Raw genomic sequence first — 224 nt, 5'->3', positions numbered from 1 at the left:
CCGGTGACAGGTGCGCCAACGGTAGCCGTGTAGAGGATGGTGCCGTTTTCCAGGGCGCCGCCCGCTGGGACAGTGGCGGTCAGCACAACGTTGGTGACATCAATGCTATCGCCAACTGGCGTCACAACCGGTGTGGTGTTCGGGGTCAGCTGCTCGTAGTTGCCACCGGTTACGCCAGTGATCGCGGTGCTGACGGTGTCGGCGCCGTTGTAGACGTCATTGCC

At 62.9% G+C, this 224-nt stretch carries 1 protein-coding gene; it reads right to left on the bottom strand.

The annotated features are described in order from the left end of the window. Positions 1 to 224: immunoglobulin-like domain-containing protein (locus ASF66_RS22665; RefSeq protein WP_162240079.1), on the bottom strand; the 224-nt coding region annotated here is incomplete at both ends.

It is taken from the genome of Pseudomonas sp. Leaf129 (assembly GCF_001423465.1).
Lineage (GTDB): Bacteria > Pseudomonadota > Gammaproteobacteria > Pseudomonadales > Pseudomonadaceae > Aquipseudomonas > Aquipseudomonas coleopterorum.
This window is presented reverse-complemented; position numbering and strand designations above follow the sequence as displayed.